The 16,923-nt window shown below is 72.8% G+C and carries 17 protein-coding genes; 8 read left to right on the top strand and 9 right to left on the bottom strand.

Features of this window, described 5'->3' with window-relative positions; genetic code table 11:
* Nucleotides 1–3 precede the first annotated feature (3 nt).
* Complete coding sequence (locus tag WMF43_RS41145; protein ID WP_437673358.1) at nt 4–651, top strand: phenylalanine--tRNA ligase beta subunit-related protein; 648 nt, start codon at nt 4–6, stop codon at nt 649–651.
* A 103-nt stretch (nt 652–754) separates the two neighbouring features.
* Here WMF43_RS41145 and WMF43_RS41140 read toward each other — a convergent pair whose 3' ends face one another.
* Nucleotides 755–2,050, bottom strand: coding sequence for a hypothetical protein (locus WMF43_RS41140; protein ID WP_437673357.1), 1,296 nt, complete (start codon nt 2,048–2,050; stop codon nt 755–757).
* A 324-nt stretch (nt 2,051–2,374) separates the two neighbouring features.
* Nucleotides 2,375–3,622 (bottom strand): methionine adenosyltransferase, encoded by a 1,248-nt coding sequence (gene metK, locus WMF43_RS41135; RefSeq protein WP_437673356.1) that lies wholly within the window; start codon nt 3,620–3,622, stop codon nt 2,375–2,377.
* Between the two features lie 438 nt (nt 3,623–4,060).
* Here metK and WMF43_RS41130 point away from each other — a divergent pair, with 438 nt between their 5' ends.
* Nucleotides 4,061–4,456, top strand: coding sequence for a YbjN domain-containing protein (locus tag WMF43_RS41130; protein ID WP_437673355.1), 396 nt, complete (start codon nt 4,061–4,063; stop codon nt 4,454–4,456).
* Between the two features lie 25 nt (nt 4,457–4,481).
* On the opposite strand, the gene WMF43_RS41125 is transcribed toward WMF43_RS41130, so the two are convergent.
* Together WMF43_RS41125 and WMF43_RS41120 are read right to left on the bottom strand one after the other, a co-directional pair.
* Nucleotides 4,482–4,850: a PDZ domain-containing protein gene (locus tag WMF43_RS41125; RefSeq protein WP_437673354.1), complete on the bottom strand. Its 369-nt coding sequence runs from the start codon at nt 4,848–4,850 to the stop codon at nt 4,482–4,484.
* 33 nt (nt 4,851–4,883) lie between these two features.
* Complete coding sequence (locus WMF43_RS41120; protein WP_437673353.1) at nt 4,884–5,183, bottom strand: 2Fe-2S iron-sulfur cluster-binding protein; 300 nt, start codon at nt 5,181–5,183, stop codon at nt 4,884–4,886.
* A 118-nt stretch (nt 5,184–5,301) separates the two neighbouring features.
* On the opposite strand from WMF43_RS41120, the gene WMF43_RS41115 reads away from it, so the two are divergent.
* Nucleotides 5,302–6,579, top strand: a complete 1,278-nt coding sequence (locus tag WMF43_RS41115; protein WP_437673352.1) for an NAD(P)/FAD-dependent oxidoreductase — start codon at nt 5,302–5,304, stop codon at nt 6,577–6,579.
* 76 nt (nt 6,580–6,655) lie between these two features.
* Here the strand turns inward: WMF43_RS41115 and WMF43_RS41110 are convergent, their stop codons facing one another.
* The 4 genes from WMF43_RS41110 to purQ all read right to left on the bottom strand — a co-directional run bounded on the left by WMF43_RS41110 (nt 6,656) and on the right by purQ (nt 9,944).
* Nucleotides 6,656–6,997, bottom strand: a complete 342-nt coding sequence (locus WMF43_RS41110) for a hypothetical protein (protein ID WP_437673351.1) — start codon at nt 6,995–6,997, stop codon at nt 6,656–6,658.
* 109 nt (nt 6,998–7,106) lie between these two features.
* Nucleotides 7,107–8,456: a DNA methyltransferase gene (locus WMF43_RS41105; protein ID WP_437673350.1), complete on the bottom strand. Its 1,350-nt coding sequence runs from the start codon at nt 8,454–8,456 to the stop codon at nt 7,107–7,109.
* Entirely contained in the window at nt 8,434–9,189 is a 756-nt protein-coding gene (locus WMF43_RS41100) for a zinc ribbon domain-containing protein (protein ID WP_437673349.1), read from the bottom strand. Before WMF43_RS41100 ends, WMF43_RS41105 begins: the two co-directional genes overlap by 23 nt.
* A gap of 32 nt (nt 9,190–9,221) precedes the next feature.
* Entirely contained in the window at nt 9,222–9,944 is a 723-nt protein-coding gene (gene purQ / locus WMF43_RS41095; RefSeq protein WP_437684193.1) for a phosphoribosylformylglycinamidine synthase subunit PurQ, read from the bottom strand.
* A gap of 92 nt (nt 9,945–10,036) precedes the next feature.
* On the opposite strand from purQ, the gene WMF43_RS41090 reads away from it, so the two are divergent.
* The 3 genes from WMF43_RS41090 to WMF43_RS41080 all read left to right on the top strand — a co-directional run bounded on the left by WMF43_RS41090 (nt 10,037) and on the right by WMF43_RS41080 (nt 13,117).
* Nucleotides 10,037–10,642: a CPBP family intramembrane glutamic endopeptidase gene (locus WMF43_RS41090; RefSeq protein WP_437673348.1), complete on the top strand. Its 606-nt coding sequence runs from the start codon at nt 10,037–10,039 to the stop codon at nt 10,640–10,642.
* A gap of 427 nt (nt 10,643–11,069) precedes the next feature.
* Nucleotides 11,070–12,449: an AAA family ATPase gene (locus tag WMF43_RS41085; RefSeq protein WP_437673347.1), complete on the top strand. Its 1,380-nt coding sequence runs from the start codon at nt 11,070–11,072 to the stop codon at nt 12,447–12,449.
* Entirely contained in the window at nt 12,446–13,117 is a 672-nt protein-coding gene (locus tag WMF43_RS41080) for a hypothetical protein (RefSeq protein WP_437673346.1), read from the top strand. The genes WMF43_RS41085 and WMF43_RS41080 overlap by 4 nt, the downstream gene beginning before the upstream one ends.
* A gap of 297 nt (nt 13,118–13,414) precedes the next feature.
* On the opposite strand, the gene WMF43_RS41075 is transcribed toward WMF43_RS41080, so the two are convergent.
* A complete protein-coding gene (locus tag WMF43_RS41075) occupies nt 13,415–14,749 on the bottom strand; it encodes a response regulator (protein ID WP_437673345.1) in 1,335 nt (444 codons plus the stop codon).
* A 259-nt stretch (nt 14,750–15,008) separates the two neighbouring features.
* Between WMF43_RS41075 and mnmA the strand changes: the two genes are divergently transcribed.
* Entirely contained in the window at nt 15,009–16,166 is a 1,158-nt protein-coding gene (mnmA, locus tag WMF43_RS41070; RefSeq protein WP_437673344.1) for a tRNA 2-thiouridine(34) synthase MnmA, read from the top strand.
* Complete coding sequence (locus tag WMF43_RS41065) at nt 16,163–16,810, top strand: hypothetical protein (protein ID WP_437673343.1); 648 nt, start codon at nt 16,163–16,165, stop codon at nt 16,808–16,810. The genes mnmA and WMF43_RS41065 overlap by 4 nt, the downstream gene beginning before the upstream one ends.
* The last annotated feature ends 113 nt before the right edge of the window (nt 16,811–16,923 follow it).

The raw sequence follows: 16,923 nt of genomic DNA, 5'->3' as shown, positions 1-16,923 counted from the left end.
CGCGTGCTCACGATCTCGGCGCATCCGCTGCTCGACGCCATCGCCTTCGTCACGAGCTTCCCCGCGCCGCTCGGCGACCTGCCGGCGAGCGAGGCGCTCCGCGGCCTCCTGTCCGACAAGGCCTCCGCGCCGTTCCGCCCGGAGTTCCGCCCGGACGATGGCGTGCGCTCGGCCGTCCGCGACCTGCTCCGGCACGGCGGCTACAAACCGACGGGTCGGGGCAAGCCGGCCTCCGAGTACCTCCTCCGCGCCGCCGAGAGCGGCGCGCTCTCGCCGATCAACGCCGCTGTCGACGCGTGCAACGCCGTGTCGCTCCACACCGGGCTGCCCATCAGCGTCATCGATCTCGACCGCGCGAAGCCGCCGCTCCACGTCGGCGTCGCGCCCGCCGGCGCCCGGTACGTCTTCAACGCCTCGGGGCAGGAGATCGACCTCGCCGGGCTCCTCTGCGTCTTCGACGCGGAGGGGCCGTGCGCGAACGCCGTGAAGGACGCGCAGCGGACGAAGACCCACGCCGGCACGACGCGCACGCTCTCGGTCCTCTGGGGCAGCCGCGCGCTGCCGGGCCGCGCGGCGGAAGCCGCCGCGTGGTACCGCGAGCTGCTCGCCGGCATCGGCGCGACCACCTCCGACGCGCCGATCGTGGCCTGAGCGGCTCGTCGCCTGAGCGGCGGGCGCGCCGCGGCCAGCGGGGCAGGGGCGGGCGCGCGGGCCGGCGCGCCCGGACGCCGGCGCCGGGCCTCCTGACTCCCCCCTATGGCGCTGGATCCGGCGGCGGATCGTGCCTCGTCGTGACGGTCACGCCTGGATCGGCGATCCACTGCCAGTTGTCGATGAGGCCGGTCGAGTCGTGCTGATAGTCTCCAGCGTCGTACGCTCCCCAGCGAATCTTGATCTCCTGGTTCGGCTCCACGGGCGCCGAGGTCACGAGCCAGCTCGTCGCGGCGTGGTTCTCGAACCCCGTCCCGAGCAGCTCCCGGGTCCCGCCCGAGCAGGCGAACGACTTGCCCCCGAGCACACACGGCGGGCCGCCTGGACAATTACACACGTTGATGAAGTCGCTGTTGACGCTCATCGCGTTCTCGCCGGTGTCGAACAGGAGGTGCCCGTCGATGCGGTCCGGCGGCGCCGGCGAGAGGAGGGCAATGAAGAAATCGTTGAAGTCCGAGCAGAGGTCGGGCCAGTCGAACGTGTTGTAATTGACGTGGAACGAGAAGCCGCGGACGTTCGAGGGGACGCGGATCGTGATCTCGATTGCGGTCGGGTCCTCGGGCGAGGCCGGCACGGGATCGGTGCAGTTGCTGGGGTGCTTCGGGAAGCCTTGGGGGAACTCGCTGGAGTACCCCTTGTTGAACCCCTCCGGGCTCTCGAAGCCCGGGTCTTCCTGCTGTCGCGCCGTGCCGCTCGAGAGCGCGAGCAGCCGCGCGCCTCCCCTCGGCGAGACGTTGGGCCCGAACCCCGTGAGGATGCCGTGCCCGCGATGGAAGTTCTCGTTCAGCTCTGGCTCCTCCGGGGGATCGGTGCCGTCGACCAACACCCAGCTTGCGGAGACCACCCCCCAGTCGCCCGGGCCTGAGGACACCTTGCACAGCTCGACCGCCTTTGCCGCGTTGAACGGATCCAGATCGTCGAGCGCGAGATCGCCGTCGCAGGGCAGGGGCACGTTGTCGATCTGCCCGTCGCAGTCGTCGTCGACCCCTCCGGGCGCGGCGCCCCCTTCGCCGCCGACGGTCGCGAGCTCGAGCGCCCCCGGGTTGACCAGCGCATTGCAATCGTCGCAGTCGCCCTGGCCCTCGGTGAACCCGTCGCCGTCCGCGTCGTCGTCCGGCTCGCCGCCGCAGCCCGGCCCTCCACCCCCGGACGCGGCGCTCGTCGTCGTCGCCGGCGCCGCGGTGCTCGTCGCGTCGCTGAGGCCGGTCGTGCTTCCCACGCCGCTCGAGCCGCCGTCCCCGACCGAGAGGTCGCCCGCCGGACCGATCCTCCCGGTGCAGGCGACGCCCAGGCCCCCCGCGATCGTCATGAAGCTCAAGAAATCCAGCCAAGCTCTCATCGGCGCTCCTCGAGGTCGCATGAACCGGTGAGGTTCAGGTCAATCCGGCGATACGGGAGTTAACGATGATTTTATCAGCAGAAGCAGCGCCAACCGTCAGCCGATCCCGGCAAGGTCCGGTGCTTTTTTGTGAGTCAGGCGCCCACATCAGGGCACGCGTCCCCGCTTCATGCGCGGCGCCCCGCCCCGCGAGGAGCGCTCGGGTCACAAAGCGTGAGAGCGCCGGCGCTTGGGAACGCCGGCGCTCTCACGCTGCATCACGCGCGGGGTGGGGCGATCCGCCTCCGCCCCGCTCCGACTCGCCTGTCAGGGCGTTCTGGACGATCAGGCCTCGGCGCCCGTTTCCTTCTTGCCCTTGCGCCGCGGCTCCTTCTTGCTGGTGCCGTTCGCGCCCGCGGGCACCGCGACCTGCGTCGGGCGCAGCAGATCGTCAGCCATCTTGGCGGCCCGGTCGGTCTTCTCCCAGGTGAACTCGTCGCGCCCGAAGTGGCCGTACGCGGCCGTCTTGCGGTAGATCGGCTTGAGCAGATCGAGCTGCTCGATGATCGCCTTCGGCCGCATGTCGAAGTTCTGCAGGATGTACTTCGCGAGCACCTCGTCGCTCACGCGGCCCGTGTCGAAGGTGTTGATGTGCACGCCGACCGGCTGCGCCACGCCGATGGCGTACGCGATCTGCACCTCGCAGCGCGAGGCGAGCTTGGACGCCACGACGTTCTTCGCGACGTAGCGCGCGTAGTAGCAGGCGGAGCGATCGACCTTCGTGGGGTCCTTGCCGCTGAAGGCGCCGCCGCCGTGCCGGCCCATGCCGCCGTAGGTGTCGACGATGATCTTGCGGCCGGTGAGGCCGGCGTCGCCGAAGGGCCCGCCCACCACGAAGCGGCCGGTGGGGTTCACGTAGACCTTCGTGTTCCGATCCATCAGCTTGGCCGGGATGATCTTGTCGATGATCGAGCTGCGCACCGCCTCGACGATGGTCTTGTGCTTGACGTCCGGGTGGTGCTGCGTCGACACGACGACCGCGCTCACGCGGACGGGCGTGTGATCCTCGTACTCGATCGTGACCTGGGTCTTGCCGTCAGGGCGCAGCCAGTCGAGCTTCTTCGACTTGCGGAGATCGGCGAGCTTGCGGGCGAGGCGGTGGGCGTAGCTGATCGGGGCGGGCATCAGCTCGCTCGTCTCGTCCGTCGCGAAGCCGAACATGAGCCCCTGGTCGCCGGCGCCTTGCTCCTTGAAGAGGCCCTCGCCCTCGGTGACGCCGCGGGAGATGTCGGGCGACTGCTTCTCGATCGCCGTGAGCACGGCGCAGGTCTCGTAGTCGAAGCCCATCGCCGCGTCGGTGTACCCGATGTCCTTGATCGTGTTCCGCACGACGACCGGCATGTCGACCCACGCGGACGTCGTGATCTCGCCGGCCACGACGGCCATGCCCGTCTTCACCAGGGTCTCGCAGGCGACGCGGGCGGTCGGATCCTTCTCGAGGATCCCATCGAGGATGGCGTCGGAGATCTGGTCGCACACCTTGTCGGGGTGTCCTTCGGTGACGGACTCGGAAGTGAACTGGTACCGGCGCATGCGTCGCTCCTTAAACGGCTCGAAAAAACGGCCCCTACGAATAGTTCGAGCGCGCGGCACCGTCAACGCGAGCCGCGGCCCGCCCCGGAGAAAAGACGTCGGTCGGAGCGGGGCGACGGAGCGGGCCCGCGCTGCCCACGCCCGCCGGGGGATCGCCGCGCGCCGAGCCCTCGCGCGCGGCGGACGCGGCGAAGCAGCCTGGCCTCCGCGCGCAGCAGCCCGTCGCTGCTGCCCCTGAAGCAGCCCGTCGATGGTGCCCCCGCAGCAGCCCGCCGCTGCTGCCGCTGTTGCCGCTGCTTCCCCTGGCGCCGCTGCTTGCGGGCAAGGGAGCTGCTCCGGCGGCGCGGCGCCGCCGCGCGCGAGGCCGGCTGGGCGGCGGGGAAGGCCGCCGGGGCGGCGCGCTCCCGGGGGCACCTCGACCGGCTATGATGCCGCGCCATGACGTTCGATGAGATCAAGGCCTGCCTCGAGAACGAGGGCTGGGCCGTGGAGGTCGTGTCCAACGACACGATGCGCAGCGACTTCCAGGGGGCCGAGCGGCTCTTCCCGCTGTTCGTGCGGGTGGCGCCCCCCTTCGTCCTCTTCGCGGTGATCCCGTTCGTGCGTCTCCCGAGCGAGCCCGAGGACGGCGACGCCGTCGTGCGGCGGCTCCTGCAGCTGAACCGCGAGATCAACATGGCCAAGCTCTCGGCCGACGAGGAGGGCGACGTGATCCTGAGCGTCGAGTACCGCCTCGAGGACCTCGATCCGAGCGAGGTGCGCGACGCCGTCAACGTGCTCTCCTTCTACGCGAACAAGCATTATGCCGAGCTGCAGCAGCTCGCCGCGGAGTGAGGAGCGCCCCCGGCCGGGCCCCTGATCAAGGCTGGATCCGCTCCTCCTTCGGCTTGATCCCCTCCTGCGCCTGGAGCTCGCCGCGCACGAGCCGGACGCGCCGCACGTCGCCCCCGCGGACCACGGTGAGCTCGACGGCGCTCCCGACGGCGCCGCGGAGCCGATCGCGGATCTCGGCGGAGGGGAGATCCCGGACGTAGACGCCGTCGATCATCACGATCTCGTCGCCGGGGACGAGCCCGGCCCGCTCGGCGGCGAGGCCGGGCGGCGCCTCGCGCACGTAGAGCGCCTGCGAGTCGTTGTCTCTGCCGAGGACGGCCCCGATGGAGCCCACGCCCGCGCCGCAGCCCGCGGCCGCGAGCAGGAGCGCCGCGCTCCAGGATGTGCTTGCCACGGCGACACCATAACGCCGGAGCGGGCGGCAGCGTCAGCCGACGCCGCGCACCCGGATCAGCCCGGGGCCGGCGCGGAGCACCGCCTGGCAGGCGAGGCGGTGCCGCGGCGGGGCGCCGAGGCGCTCGAGCAGCTCGCGCTCGTCCTCGAGCGGCGGCTCGAGGTGCTGCGCTCCCTCGACGACCTCGACGCGGCAGGCGGCGCAGCGCGCGGCGCGGCACGAGGACGCGACCGGCGCGCGCGCGTCGTCGCAGACGTCGATGAGCCGGCCGCCGGGAGCCTCCGCGGAGACCGCGGGGCCGAGCGCGCTGGCCTCGAACACGACGGTGGGCATCGCCGCCTCATTCTGCACGCCCGGGCGCGGGCGCGCTCCCGCCCCGGCGCGGGCGCGCGCGCTCCCGTCCACGGGAGCGCATTTTCTCGGGCGGGGCGACGCACTATACGAGGAGCTCATGAACGATCGCTGGGACGTAATCATCCTCGGCGGCGGGCCGGGCGGGTCGACGCTGGCCGCCTCGCTGGCCCGGCTCGGTCGCCGGGCGCTCGTCCTCGAACGGGAGAGGTTCCCTCGTTTTCACATCGGCGAGTCGCTGCTGCCTCACTCCCGCGAGGTCTTCGAGCGGCTCGGGCTCGACGAGAAGCTCGACGCGCGGTTCCTCCGGAAATACGGCGCGCGGTTCCTGTGCTCGTCGACCGGGCGGACGCGGACGTACAGCTTCGCGGACGCCTTCGACCCGAAGTTCGAGTTCGCCTACCAGGTGCCGCGCGACGAGTTCGACCTCCTGCTGCTCCGGCACGCGGCGGAGCTCGGGGCGGAGGTGCGCGAGTCGTGGGAGGCCGTCGAGGTCGTGTTCGACGGCTCGCGCGCGGTCGGGGTGCGGGCCCGGCCGGTCGCCCGCTCCGGCGACGCCGCGCCGGGCTCGCGCGCGGCCGCCGGCGACGTCGTCGAGCTCCGGGCGCCGGTGATCGTGGACGCCACGGGGCGGGACACGCTGCTCGCCTCGCGGATGCGGCGCAAGGCGCAGGTGGCCGAGCTCGACAAGACCGCGCTCTTCGCCCACTACGAGGGCGCGGCCCGCGAGGAAGGGATCCACCAGGGCAACATCCAGGTCGTCATCTTCGAGCACGGCTGGTTCTGGTTCATCCCGTTCCGCGGCGCGGTGACGAGCGTCGGTGCGGTCGTGTCGTCGAGCTGGATCCGGAGCCGGGCCAAGGGCGAGACCCTGGACGAGCTCTTCGACCGCACGATCGCCGAGAGCCGCTGGGCGCGGGAGTTCCTCGCGAACGCGCGGCGCACCCGGCCCGTGGGCGCGCTCGCCGACTTCTCGTACCGGATCGATCAGCTCACCGGGGACGGCTGGCTCTTCGTCGGCGACGCCGGCGGGTTCATCGACCCGCTCTTCTCGACGGGCGCGCACCTCGCCATCAAGGGCGCCGATCTCGCGGCCACGGCGATCCACCGCGCGCTCGACGCCGGCGACACCTCGCGCGCCGCGTTCGCGGGCTACGAGGCGGAGGTCCGCTACGCGGTCGACCTCTTCCTCGGCGTGGTGCAGGGGTTCTACAAGGGCCACTTCCGGGAGACGCTGTTCGAGGAGAGCCAGCGGCCCACGATGCGCAAGCTCATCACCACCATCCTCGCGGGCGACGTGTTCCATCCCGAGCGGCGGCCGCAGTGGGCGTCGTTCCTCCAGCAGCACTACCCGCCCGAGCTCCCCGTCTTCGTCTGAAGCGCGGCGGCGCGCGGCGCGCCGCGCGGGGTCGCCGAGCGCGGCGGCGCGCGGCGCGCCGCGCGGGGTCGCCCGATCAGAGGCTGCAGGCGGCGCGGTCTGCCGCCGCGTCGCTCATCTGTCGGCAGGCTGCCTTGAGCGCGGCGCGCGCCTCGGCCTTCGCCTCGCCCTCGAGCGCCTCGTCGTCCGCCTCCGCCCTGGCCTCGAGCACGTCGCGCGCGATCCGGAGGGCGGCCTCCTGGCTCCCCCTGGCCTCTGCCGGCAGCTTGCCGACGCAGGCGGCCATCGCGGCGAGGGCGCTGTCGCACTCGTCGACGCCCGTGCTGTCGAGGTCTGCTTTGCCTCTGCCGTCGCTGGATCGACCGCAGCCGAGCGCGATGGTGCTGCACAGGAGGACTGCCAGGAGAGCTCTCGCCATGGTCGTGCGCCCGGGGCGCCGCCGGCGGCCGCTGCGGCTCGCGAGGCGCGCTGATCGAGGGCCTGTGCACCCTGCCACGGGCCCGCGTCGAGGAGCAATTTTCGGCGGGTCAGCCGCGGATCAGCAGGATGGCGTGCTCGTGGCGCGGGCGGCGCTGGAAGGCGCGGGCGGTGGGGCGGTGGAAGTGGGGGCGCGGCTGGGACGCGACCGCGCGGACCGTGAAGCGCGCGCCGGACGCGGCAGCCCGGACGACGTCGACCGCGTACACCGGGGCGCCGGCCACCACGCTGTCGGCGAGCAGCAGCACGAGCGGCGCGCCGCTCCGGAGGACGCGCGCGAGCGCGGTGAGCACCCCGCCGAGCTCCTCGCGCCAGCGCGTGCGGCCGGCGTCGGCGCCGAGCGGGTCGAGGTGCCGGCGCGCCCCGATCTCCGCCTGCTCGAAGCGGGCGCTCCGGAGCCGCAGCCACCGCAGCCTCGCCTCGTGGTGCGCGAGGTAGTCGTAGACGCCCGGGTACGGCGGCGACGTGACCGCGAGGTGGACCGAGCCGGGCTCGACGCCCCGGAGCACGCGGGCGTCGCCCTCGTCGACCTGCGCGGGCGGGCTCGCGGCGAGCGGCGCGGCGACGGCCTCGAGCCGCTGGGCGAGCTCCTCGGCCTTGCGGACGAAGAGCCGCGCGGGGTACCCGGCGGCGATCCGCCGTGGCAGCTCGTGCTCGGACGTGTCCGAGGCGCGGCGGCTGAGCTTCGTGAGGATGGCCGACAGCACGAGCTCGAGATCCTCGCGCAACGCCTCCGCGCCGCGGCCCGCGAGCCGATCGAGGCCAACGCGGAGCCCGTCGAGCTCCAGCAGCACGTGGGGCTCGAACAGGGCGACGTCCTCGGGGCCGTACCGGCGGCTCGGGCCGGCGCGCCCCTTGCGACGCTCGTCGGCCACGGCCGCGACCTCGCGGGCGCCGGCGACGAGCCGCTCGCGCTCGCCGGGGGTGCTCCCCTGCACCTTGAGCCGGGCCAGGCGCACGGCGAGCGGGTTGGCGTCGACGCCGATCGCCGCGCGCCCGGCCAGCCGGGCCTCGACGAGCACGGTGCCGCTGCCGCAGAACGGGTCGAGCACGCGCTCGCCCGGCCTGGAGAGCCCCTCGATGAGCCGGCGGGCCGTGTCCGGGTGCATCCGTGCCGGGTAGCTGTGGAACCCGTGCACGTGGGCGCGGGCCGCCTCTTCCGCCGCGCTCGAGCTCGGCACGTCGAGCGCGCGGGCGAGCAGCGCGGCGTCCGCCGGGTCGCCCTCGAGCAGCGTCTCGCCGCCGACGTTGGTCAGGGCGCGGCGCTCCTGCGGCGCCGGCGTGGCCGCGGGGGTCTTCTGCCGCGGGGCCGTCGGCTTCGGTCCGGGGTCGGCCGCGCGGCTCGTCGGCCGCGGCGCGGCCGGCTTCGGTTTGGGGTCAGCGCTTCGTGGGGTCGACATGGGCGGTCTGTTGCGGCAGGCGCTCGGCCTGCCCGGCGGCGAAGGCTTCCTCCTCGGCGGCGAGGGCGTTCGCCGCGATCTCTTCCGCTGGCGAGCCGCCGATGCGCAGCTTCGGCTCGCCGCTCGCGTGCGCGGCGCTCGCCGCGCCGCGCACGAGGTCGTTGACCTCGAGCAGCGCGAGCAGCTCCTCGGCCTGGGGTTCGGTGACGCGGAGGGTCCGGGCGAGCGTGCCGGCGGTGAGCGGGCGCTCGGCTTGCCGGGCGACGTCGGTGGCGACGGCGACCCAGGCGGCGTCGAGCGCGGGCGCGATGTCCCGGCCCCGCGCCTTGGCCCGGCGCAGCGCCCAGAGCGCGAAGACGGCGATCGGCGCCATGGTCAGCAGGCCGGCGGTGAAGAGCCCGACGCTCGCGCTGAAGAGGAGCAGGAGCACGGCGAGCAGGAGCAGCTCGAAGCCGAGCAGCACGCTGGCCGCGACGCCGGCGGCGCGCCAGACGGAGCGTGCGGACGCCGCCGCGCGCGCCTTCTGGAGCAGCGGCACCTCCCGGCCGGAGCGCTTGACGCGGGCGTCGGCGACGGGGATGCGCGGCCCGCCGCAGACGTCGCACCGGAAGCGCAGCTCGCCGTTCGCCGAGACGCCCGCCACGGCGCCGCAGTGGGGGCAGGGCTCGGCGCCTTGATCCGCGCCGCACTGCGGGCAGCGGTCGCTCCCTGGCGCGAGCGTCGCGGCGCACACGCGGCAGCGGGCTGCGCCTTGCGGCCCCTGGTTCACGGCGCGCTCGCGGCGGCGGACGCCGAGCCGTTGCTCCTCATGCTCCGCAGCACGGCGTCGAAGAGGGCGCGCCCGTCGGCGCAGCCCTGGAACGGCTCGCTCATCCGTTCGGGGTGGGGCATGAGCCCGAGCACGTTGCGCCGGGGCCCGCCGTAGATGCCGGCGATGTCCATGGCCGATCCGTTCGGGTTCGCGTCTCCGCCGACCACCCCATCGCGGCTGCAGTACTGGAGGGCGATGGCGCGTTCCTCGACGAGCTTGCGCAGCGTCTCCGGGTCGGCCTGGTACCGTCCTTCGGCGTGGGCGATGGGCAGGCGGAGCACCTGGGGCAGTCCGCTCGTGAACGGCCCGTCCGCGCGTGGCGTCACGAAGACGTCGCGGCATTCGAAGCGGAGGTGTGCGTTGCGGGTGAGGGCTCCCGGGAGCAGCCCGGCCTCGGTGAGGATCTGGAATCCGTTGCAGACGCCGAGCACCAGGCCGCCGCGCTCCGCGTGGCGCCGGATTGCGGGCACGATGGGGCTCGTGCGGGCGATGGCCCCGCAGCGCAGGTAGTCTCCGTAGGAGAACCCGCCGGGGATCGCGACGAGGTCGGTGCCAGCGGGGAGCTCGGCGTCGCGGTGCCAGGCGGTCGACGTGCGGACTTGCAGCACGTCGCGGAGCGTATGGATCATTTCGGCATCGGCGTTGGAGCCCGGAAAGATGACCACGGTCGCGTGCATGGCGTCGACGTAGCCCGATTGCCGTCGCTCGGCCAGGGGTCCTGACGGTGCGCTCTGCTTCACCGCCCCCGGTCGGCGTGCCATGATGCGGCATGGCTTCGCGATGGGCGCGGACCGGTCGAGCCGACGCGACGCTGCGGGCTGCGTCCGGCTATCTGGTCCTCGCGGTGCTCGCGACGTCGCTGGCGCTGGTCCTGCGGGATGGAGCCCCCTGGATCCACCCGAGCCCCTGGCTCCCGATGCCGTTCTGGCCAGCGCTCCTGTCGAGCGCCGTGCTCGGTCTGACGCTCGCGGCCGTCGTGGTCCTGATGACCCGTGTTGCGGCCCGTTTCACCTGGGCGCGGCGCCTGCACGCCGAGCTCCGTCCGGTCGCGCGCGACCTCTCGTTCGGCCAGGTCCTGCTGCTCGCCGGCCTCTCGAGCCTCGGCGAGGAGCTCCTCTTCCGCGGCCTCCTGACCCCGCTCCTCGGCGTCCCTTTGAGCGCGCTCCTCTTCGGCCTGGCGCACCAGATCCGCGGCCCGAGCCGCTGGGTCTGGGTCGCCTGGGCCTTGGTGGTCGGCCTCGGCCTCGGCGCCATCTTCGCCGCGACGGGCTCGCTCGTCGGCCCTTTCCTGGCGCACGCCGTCGTGAACGCCGTCAACCTGAGCTACCTGCGCGATCACGATCCGGACGACGCGGAGCAGCAGCCCACGCTCTAGGCCCGGCCGAGGTGGCCAGCCGCCCGCTCGGCTCGCGGTCGACCCCCGGCGGAGGTGGCCGACGGGGAGGGGTGAGGGGGGGTCGACCCCCGGCGGAGGTGGCCGACGGGGAGGGGCGAGGGGGGGTCGACCCTCGGCGGAGGTGGCCGAGGGGGAGGGGCGAAGGGGGGTCGACCCCCGTCGGAGGTGGCCGAGGGGGAGGGGCGAGGGGGGTCGACCCCCGTCGGAGGTGGCCGAGGGGGAGGGGCGAGGGGGGTCGACCCCCGTCGGAGGTGGCCGAGGGGGAGGGGCGAGGGGGGTCGACCCCCGTCGGAGGTGGCCGAGGGGGAGGGGCGAGGGAGGTCCAGCAGAGCCGGTGCGGTGCCGCCAGTCTCCAGGCGGGAATGTGGTCTCGGCGAACCGGACATGGCACAAGCGTCGCATCCGCATGCTGCCCCCCTGGAAGCTCCTCGTCGAGGACCTCGGCCGCATCGCCCGCGCGGAGATCGAAGTCCGACCGTTGCTCCTCTTCGTGGGCGGGAACAACACCGGCAAGACCTACCTCGCCTCGCTGATGTGGGGGTTGCTGTCGCTGATGGGGGAGTTGCCCGTCGCGCGGGGGGGCGCCTACCAGCGCTGCGTCGCGTGGATCGAGGAGCGCTTCGCTCGGCGCGAGCAGGAGCCGACCTTCGAGATCACACCCGAGATTCACGCCGCTCTCGTGCAGATCGTGAACGACGTTCTGCGAGAGCAAGGCGCTGCGCTTGCCGAGCGGACGTTCAACCGGCCGGTCTTCAAGCTCGGCAAGATTGAGCTGCACGACGTCGCCCTCCCGAAGGAGAGATCGTACCGCTGGGAAGCTTCTCAGAACGAGGAACAGCCTTCCGTCACGCTCTCGACCTTTCGTCAGGACAACATGGGCTGGCGCGCCTCCGGGGCCGAGGACGCCCATCGACGGGCCTCTATCGTCGGGCTTCTGGCGAAGGAGCACGTCGTCGACGCGCTTGGAGGTAACGGAGCACGCTACGCGGGCGATGTTTTCGGCTTGCCCCACATGGGCCCCGTGTACCTTCCCGCATCGCGGACGGGGTTCATGCTCCTCTATCGCAGCCTTGCGCGGCAGCTAGTCGATGACGTCCTCGTCAAGACGGGCACCACTCGCAGGCTCGTGCCAGACCTGACCCGACCGGTCATCGACTTCGTCAACCTGCTCGTCGGCCTTCGGCTCGACGAAGGCGCCTACCCCGAGGAGGCGGCCCTCCTCGAGCGAGCGATAGGAGGCCGGCTCGCGCTTCGATCGGGCGCCGGCCTCGATGAGGTGGTCTACGAGCACACCGCGGGCGAACCGGCGCTGCCGATGGAGCTCTCGTCGTCGCTCGTCACCGAGCTCGCCCCGGTGGTCGTCACGCTCCGCCATGTGCGCGGCTACCGCGTGCTCATCATCGAGGAGCCCGAAGCGCACCTCCATCCGAGGCTCCAGCGCCGGCTGGCGCAGGTCATCGTACGCCTCGTCCGCAAGGGGCTCTGCGTCTGGATCACGACGCACAGCGAGAACTTCTGCCAGCAGATCAACAACTTCATGAAGCTCGGCGCGCATCCCCGGCGGGCCGACATGCAGCGCAAGTACGGCTACGAAGAGATCGACTACCTCGAGGTGGACGACGTGGCGGGCTACCAGTTCGAGGCGGACCCGTCGTCCGGTGGGCGCACCGCGGTCACCGAGATCAAGAAGACGGAGTCGGGCCTGGTGATGCCGACGTTCAACCGCGAGCTCGCGAAGCTGACCGACGAGGCGATGGATCTCGAGCGGCTCGACGGCGAGGGATGAGGCTGCCTGGGACCATCGAGGAGCGCCTCAAGAAGGTGGTCAAGGCGGACCGCTGGCGGCTGCTTCGCGAGACCGACATTGCCGAGCTCGAGGACGAGGGCGTTCGTGTGGACTGCTCGCTCGCCGGCGCCGCGTCGTGCATCCAGCTTAGCCTGAGACCGCAGGACGTTCAGTTCCTCCAGAAGGACGTATGCGCCGACTTCGCGCTGCTCTTGGCCCGCGGCGACGACGTGTTCGAGGCCCACATCGTCGAGCTCAAGCGGTCCGTCAAGGAGCGCAACTGGGCTCATGTTCAAGAGCAGCTCGAGTGGGCTGCCGTGCGGCTCGTCGCCATCGCGGGCATCCTCGACATCCGGCTTCACGGTGTGGTCGCCTACACGGCGTTCTGCAACGACAAGCTCGCGCGCGAGGGCTCCACGAACCCCGCCGCCATGAAGATCCCCCTCGGTCCTCCCGCCCCCGTCACCAGCGAGGCGTCCGCCCATCGCTGGGCGGACGCGCGGCGCTCCTGGGAGCGCGACCGCATCCGGATGGCGATCTTCGACCGGGATGTCGAGCACAGGCGCATCCGCGCGGACGAGTCCGGCCGTGCCACCGTCCTGTGCCGCACGCGTTCGTCTCCGGGCGAGAGCGATACGCGATGGCGCTTCGAGCCCGTGGCAAGATAGTCGTCGCGCCCCTTCTTCTCTTCCGTTCCGAGGCGGTGAGCGCCGGCGGGGGCTGTGCGCGGCAGGGGGCGGGCGGGCGCGTCGAGCACCGACCGAGGTACCATAAGGCTTCAGTAGGCTCGAGGTCTCAGGCGCGCCTTGTGTGGCGCGCAACGAAACGTCCCAGCTGGCGAGGCCCGAAGGGAGACATGCCGGGCGGTGTTCTCTGCTTCAGCTCCCTCGCCGCCCGCCTCGGCGGATGGCCAGCGCCCGCCCGCCCCCTGCCGCGCACAGCCCCCGCCGGCGCGTGCCTCCGGATCACCGCTTCTTCGAGTCGGGCCGCGGCGGCCGCACCGGCACCGGCCGCGGCGGCCCCTGCGGAACCGGGCTAGTCCGCGGCGCCGCATCCCGGCTCGCCGGCTGTGTCGCCGGCGGCGCCATCGTCCCGCGCGACCTCACGCTCCGCTCCGCCTGTCCCTCGTCGCGCCCCGGCCCCGCCGCCGGCGGCTGCGCGCTCTGCCGCCGCCCCGGCGGCCGCGACCCCGAGCTCTTCCCTTGCCCGCGCGGGACCGTCGGCGGCTCGCTCTCGGCGCCGTTTCGGCTCGACGGCGGCTTCGTCATGCGCGCCAGCGACCGCAGCGTGGGCGGCGTCCCCGAAGTGCTGGACGGGGGCGACGACTCGAACTCGAGGTTCAGCTCGAGCGACGGCGGCGCGTTGGAGATCGACACGCGCGCCTCGGCCCCCTTCCGCGACGCGGCCCCGCCCCCGCGGCGCATCCGCCCCTCGAGCGGCGCGCGCGACGACGGCGGCGCGATGTCGTCCGGGATGGAGGACGGCCCGCCGAGCGCCGTCGTCGCGATCCGGGGCTCCGGCCGGCGCCGCGTCGGCGGGATCGGCAGCTCGACGCGGGTGCTCTCGTCCTCGAGCCGGGTCGCCTCGAGCAGGTAGGCGGCGATCGACTTCCGCTCCGCCGGCGCCGGGCGCGCGCCCGGCGTGAACGCGAACCTCCCCACCTTCCAGCCGAGCATGGTGCGGAGCGCCGCGAGCGCCGAGACGCGCGTGCCGCCCACGGTCCCCTGGAGGATGCACCCCTCGGCGATGTCGAGCTGAGCGCGCCGCTTCTTGCTGGTCACCTCGAACACCCCCGACCGCCGCTCCATCTCGAGCACGGTGAGGACCGTGGCGATGGACATCTGGCTGAGGTCTCCCTCGATCGCGGTCTGGTCGGCGGCGGTCGGGATGGAGAGCAGGCTGTCCCGCCGCTGGCGCAGGCGGGACGCCATCTGCACGAGCGCCCCGATCTGGGCGACGACCTCGCTCGCGCGGAACGGCTTCGTCATGTAGACGTCGGCGCCCACGTGGAAGCCCTCGAGGCGCGACTGCTGATCGTCGAGCGCGGAGAGGAACAGGAAGGGCGTGACGGACACCCGCGACGGGTGGGTGCGCACGTTGCGCGCGACCCAGTAGCCGTCGTGATCCGGCAGGCCGATGTCGCAGACGATGCACTCGGGCTCCAGCGAGCAGGCGGTCTGGAGACCGGCCTCTGCGGTGTCGCAGAGGATGACCTCGTAGCCCTCCTCGCGGATCGCGGTGGCAAGCAGGTCCGCGACGTACTCCTCGTCCTCGATCACGAGCACGACCCCGCTCGGCATCCGGCAGACGGTACACGCGCGCCGCGGGTGCGGCCAAGGGCGAACGGCGGCGCCCGGCCCGAGCGCCCGCCGGCCGTGCTTGCGCGTGGGTAGCGCGGGTTGGGCCGGTAGCGCGTGGTAGCGCGTGGTTGCGCACGGTTCGGCGCGGTGACGCACGGTGGCGCGTGGGTTGCGCGTGGTTGCGCGTGGTTGCGCACAATTGCCCTGCCGGCGCCCCGCCGGGCCGTCGCGGCGCGAGATTCACGCTATAAGAACGGAAATGGAAACCCCTGTCCGAGAGGCCGGCGGCGAGGGGCGGCCCGGAGAGCAGCCCCCCCCGGGGACCCGCGTCTTCATCGCGATGAGCGGCGGCGTCGACTCCTCCGTCGCCGCCGCGCGCCTCTGCGACGCTGGCTACGATGTCGTCGGCGTGACGCTCCACCTCTGGGACTACCCCGACGACGGCAGCGTCAAGAGCCGCTGCTGCGCGCCCGAGGACCAGCACGACGCCCGCCGGGTCGCCGACCACCTCGGCATCCCGCACTACACGTTCGACCGCCGCGCGCTGTTCCGCGAGCACGTCGTCGACCCGTTCGTCGACGCCTACCTCTCGGGCGAGACGCCGAGCCCCTGCGTGGCCTGCAACCGCTCGGTCAAGCTCCGGGAGCTGTTCCCGCTCGCCGAGCGGCTGGGCGTCTCCCGGATCGCGACGGGCCATTACGCGCGGGTCGTCCGGGAGGAGGGCGGCGCCCGCCTCTACCGCGGCCGCGATCGGCACAAGGATCAGAGCTACTTCCTCCACATGCTCCGGTCGGACGAGCTGGAGCGGCTGCTCTTCCCGCTGGGCGACTCGACGAAGGAGGAGGTGCGCGCCGAGGCGATCGCCCGCGGGCTCCCGGGCGCGGAGAAGGGCGAGAGCCAGGAGCTCTGCTTCATCCCGTCGGGCAGCTACTCGTCCTTCGTGGCCGAGCGCGCCCGCGACCGGCTCCGGCCCGGCCCCATCGTCGATCGGGACGGCCGCGTGGTCGGCGCGCACGGCGGCGTGCACGCCTTCACGGTGGGCCAGCGCAAGGGCATCGGCGTCTCGCTCGGCCGCCCGGCGTTCGTCGTGGGCCTCGACGCGGCGTCCGGGGCCGTGCGCCTCGGCGACGAGGGCGATCTCTACGCCACGGGCGCCGAGATCACCGACGCGGTCTGGTCCGACGACGCGGCCTTCCCCCTGGAGGCCGAGGTGCGGATCCGCGCGCGGCACGAGGCGGCGCCCGGCGTGATCGAGCGGCGGCGCGATCCAGCGACGGGAGCCGAGCGCTTCGTGGCGCGGTTCGCGAGCCCCGTGCGGGCCGTCTCCCCCGGCCAGATGGCCGTGGCGTACCGGGGCGACCGCGTGATCGGCGGAGGCCGCATCACGGCTGCGCTCCGCCCGGAGGCGCTGCCGTGAGCGCCCGCCTCGTCGTGCTCGGCGCCTGCGCGGCGCTCTCGCTGGGCTGCTCGCTCGGGCAGGGGGACGGCGCGGTCTACAGCGACGGCCCGCTCCGCGCGACCGACTGCTGGAATGCCGACTACTCGATGCGGCCCGACTTCTTCGCCGCGGTCCCCTACCGATCCACGCTGCAGATCCGGGTGCAGCGGGGCAGCGACCTCCAGGAGGTCTCGGACGGCCTCTCGGTCCTGATCGACGACGTCGACATCATCCGCGCCGAGAAGCTCGACGTCGATCTGAGCGTCGCCCTTCCGCCCGGCGTAGAACCGCCGGGCTCGCCTCCGCCCGAGTCGAAGCCGGAGGAGCTTGCCCCGCTCGTTCACATGGCGCTTTATCTCCAGCGGTCCTGCCACAACCAGAACACCGTGCTCTACGCTGTGAGCGGGACCATCAAGTTCCAGGCGCTGTTCAGCGGTGATCCGAACGAGACGGACGCGGCCGACAAGTACACGGACGCCGAGTTCGATGTCATGGTCGGCGATCCACGCGACGCCGCGCTCGGTGATCCAGCAGACGCTATTCCGCCGGAGCTCCTCTCGCGGGTGCGAGGGTATTTCCGCTTCTACTTCGAGCGGGGTCAGCCGGGGCAGCCTTTCCCCTAGCGCGGCGACTCTCCGCCGCGCGCCCCGGTGAATGTCCCACCTGTCAGGACAACAACCTTCAGCGCGCCGGTGGATGCGCGCCGGTGGATCAAAGATGACCATCTCCCCGGTCG

It is taken from the genome of Sorangium sp. So ce131 (genome assembly GCF_051519095.1).
Lineage (GTDB): Bacteria > Myxococcota_A > Polyangia > Polyangiales > Polyangiaceae > Sorangium.
The sequence above is the reverse complement of the archived record's forward strand: the minus strand, read 5'-3'. Positions and strand labels throughout refer to the sequence as shown.

What these genes read in the sequence shown, in the direction of transcription:
- WMF43_RS41140 (WP_437673357.1), bottom strand. Translation starts at nt 2,050, where the DNA reads ATGAGAGCTTGGCTGGATTTCTTGAGCTTCATGACGATCGCGGGGGGC.
- metK (WP_437673356.1), bottom strand. Translation starts at nt 3,622, where the DNA reads ATGCGCCGGTACCAGTTCACTTCCGAGTCCGTCACCGAAGGACACCCC.
- WMF43_RS41130 (WP_437673355.1), top strand. Translation starts at nt 4,061, where the DNA reads ATGACGTTCGATGAGATCAAGGCCTGCCTCGAGAACGAGGGCTGGGCC.
- WMF43_RS41120 (WP_437673353.1), bottom strand. Translation starts at nt 5,183, where the DNA reads ATGCCCACCGTCGTGTTCGAGGCCAGCGCGCTCGGCCCCGCGGTCTCC.
- WMF43_RS41115 (WP_437673352.1), top strand. Translation starts at nt 5,302, where the DNA reads ATGAACGATCGCTGGGACGTAATCATCCTCGGCGGCGGGCCGGGCGGG.
- WMF43_RS41110 (WP_437673351.1), bottom strand. Translation starts at nt 6,997, where the DNA reads ATGGCGAGAGCTCTCCTGGCAGTCCTCCTGTGCAGCACCATCGCGCTC.
- WMF43_RS41105 (WP_437673350.1), bottom strand. Translation starts at nt 8,456, where the DNA reads ATGTCGACCCCACGAAGCGCTGACCCCAAACCGAAGCCGGCCGCGCCG.
- purQ (WP_437684193.1), bottom strand. Translation starts at nt 9,944, where the DNA reads ATGCACGCGACCGTGGTCATCTTTCCGGGCTCCAACGCCGATGCCGAA.
- WMF43_RS41090 (WP_437673348.1), top strand. Translation starts at nt 10,037, where the DNA reads ATGGCTTCGCGATGGGCGCGGACCGGTCGAGCCGACGCGACGCTGCGG.
- WMF43_RS41085 (WP_437673347.1), top strand. Translation starts at nt 11,070, where the DNA reads ATGCTGCCCCCCTGGAAGCTCCTCGTCGAGGACCTCGGCCGCATCGCC.
- WMF43_RS41080 (WP_437673346.1), top strand. Translation starts at nt 12,446, where the DNA reads ATGAGGCTGCCTGGGACCATCGAGGAGCGCCTCAAGAAGGTGGTCAAG.
- WMF43_RS41075 (WP_437673345.1), bottom strand. Translation starts at nt 14,749, where the DNA reads ATGCCGAGCGGGGTCGTGCTCGTGATCGAGGACGAGGAGTACGTCGCG.
- mnmA (WP_437673344.1), top strand. Translation starts at nt 15,009, where the DNA reads ATGGAAACCCCTGTCCGAGAGGCCGGCGGCGAGGGGCGGCCCGGAGAG.